Annotated in this window: 1 protein-coding gene; it reads left to right on the forward strand. The window is 71.9% G+C overall.

Annotation, left to right across the window (positions count from 1 at the left end; genetic code table 11):
• Positions 1–367 precede the first annotated feature (367 nt).
• Entirely contained in the window at positions 368–2,476 is a 2,109-nt protein-coding gene (locus M3N57_12985; GenBank protein ID MDP9023586.1) for an N-acetylmuramoyl-L-alanine amidase, read from the forward strand.
• The last annotated feature ends 65 nt before the right edge of the window (positions 2,477–2,541 follow it).

Consider the following 2,541-nt stretch of genomic DNA (forward strand, 5'->3'; position numbering starts at 1 on the left):
ACGCCCAACTCGGAGTTCCGGTCGGGGACGACGATCGTGTGGGTGCTCGTCATCGTCCTGCTCGGTTGGATCGGCGCGTTGATCTACCTGCTCGTGGGACGGCCGACCCAGAGGAGCACCACGTAGATCGCACGGGAGCTGGCCCCTTCCTCCGGCGAGCGACGTAGGCCGTTCCGCGCTCGCCAGCGAGCGCAGCCGGCAGAGGTCGCCGCGTGAACCCGGACGTCGCGACATCGGGAACATCGCGGGGTCGCCCCGGGTTGCACGCGCTACCCGGCTACCCGGCCGGTGAGGCCCACACGTTCGGTACCGTTCGGCGGCCCCGATGTCGGTCGGCGGCTTCCGCACCTGGACACATCGGGGACGCATGCGCAGGACGCTCCGGCTCGCGCTCACGCTGGCCGTCGTCGCCTCCGGCCTCGTCCTGCCCACCGCGCTGGCGGAGGCGGTGACGCGACCTCGGACGCTCTACCACGAGCACCCGGTCACCTCCGCGCCGATCGAGCCGGGTTTCCCCATCGACGACGTCGGCGTGGTCTTCGACCTGCCGGACGGTGCCGACGCCCACCACGACCACGGTCCAGGAGACGTCCACGAGGGCGTCGGCGGGCTCGCGGTGCGCTTCCGCCACGGTGACCTCTGGGGCCCGTGGACGCCGATGACCGAGGACGGCGCCCAGGCGCCCGGGCAGTGGACCGGGGCGCTCGTCTCCGGCGACGACGCCGACGCCTACCAGATCCGTGGCCTGCCGGGGTTCGCGCGCAGCGCCCGCGCCGCGGCGCTGAACACCACGGACGGCCCTCGGGAGATCGTCGCACGTCGCCCGGCGGCGTCCGCCGACGCTGTCACGACGTGTAAGTCACGGGCCGACTGGCTCGCGGACGAGAGCCTGCGCACGAGCACGCGTAGCTACGCCCCGACCCAGGTGCTGACCGTCCACCACACCGCGACGCAGAACGACGACCCCGACCCGGATGCCCGGGTCCGCGCGATCTACACCTACCACGTGCGCACGAACCGCTGGGACGACATCGGCTACCAGGCGCTGATCTCGGAGGACGGGACCGTCTACGAGGGCCGCTGGTCGGGGAGCGACAGCCCGTCCTGTCTCGATGCGGGCGGCACCGGGTGGGAGTTCGGGCACCGCACGACGGCGACCGCCTCGGAGATCGTGACGGGCGCCCACACGGGCGGCTACAACACCGGCAACTTCGGCATCGCGCTGCTCGGCACGCTCACGGACGTCCCGCCGAAGACCGCTGCCCGTGAGGCCCTCGTCGAGTACCTCGCGGAACTGTCGGGGCGCCACGGCCTCGATCCGCAAGGGACGGTGGACTACGACAACGGGGTGAACCGCCGAACCGTGGCGACGATCTCCGGCCACCGTGACTTCACGGCGACCGAGTGCCCCGGCGGCGTCCTCTACGACGACCTGCCGGCGGTGAGGACGGACGTCGCCAGCCGCCTGTCGGGCTCGACGCCGGCGACCCCCACCGTGGTCGACGACGTCGCCGCAGCGGAGACCACGGTCAGCGGGACGGTGACCGGCTCGTACCTCGACACCCACGGCGCCGGCGGCGCCGTTGAGGCGCTCACCGAGCTCGAGTCCGGCGGCAAGCCGTCGACACGCACCTCGTTGCTCGAGCACATCTGGGACCTGAACGTGACCGGCGGCGACACGGTCACCTTCTCCGTCGACGCCGCCGCAACCTCGTCCGCCGAGGACTTCACGTTCGCGTACTCCACCGACGGAGGGTCCACGTACACGACGCTCGTGACGGTGGCCGCTGGCAGCCGCGGTGTCTCGGCCGCTGCCATGCCGGCCGGCACCCGGGGCGCCGTGAAGGTCCGGGTCACCGACGCGGACCGGACGGCCGGCAACAACAGCCTCGACACGATCGACGTCGACCACCTCTTCATCCGCTCGGACTCCACGGTGCTCAGCGATCCTCCCCCAGCGCCCACCACCGTGACGGCGTCGGCGACCGGCGCCACGACCGCCCGGGTCACGTGGACGGACGTCACGACGGAGAGCGGCTACGAGGTCGAGCGGACGACCGCGTCAGCGACCGCTCCGGACACCGACTGGACGTCGGTGGCATCGGTCGCCACGGACACCACCGCGTACGACGACAGCGGGCTGCGATCGTCGACGACCTACTGGTACCGCGTCCGGGCGGTGAACCGCGCCGGCGCGTCACACTGGACGCTCTCGGACGGCGTGACGACCGCCGCCGCCGCCAGCATCGAGCTCAGCGCGAGCGGCCGGAAGACGAAGGGCGAGCACCGCATCGACCTGTCATGGACCGGTGCGACCGCCGTATCCGTGCACCGCGACAGCGTCCACATCGCGGACGTCGACGGCTCGTCTTTCACGGACGTGATCGCCGCGAAGGGCAGCGCGACGTACACCCACTGGGTGTGCCTGCGCAGCGACCCGACCGTCTGCTCCAACCGGGTCACGACGACGTTCTGACACGTGCCTTCCGGAGGCCTCGAGGCGGCGTCGCATCTCCGCGGGGAGGTGCCAACGGGCCCTAA

The organism is Actinomycetota bacterium, assembly GCA_030776725.1.
Lineage (GTDB): Bacteria > Actinomycetota > Nitriliruptoria > Nitriliruptorales > JAHWKO01 > JAHWKW01.

Coding starts and splice junctions, on each gene's coding strand:
- M3N57_12985 (MDP9023586.1), top strand. CDS start 368: ATGCGCAGGACGCTCCGGCTCGCGCTCACGCTGGCCGTCGTCGCCTCC.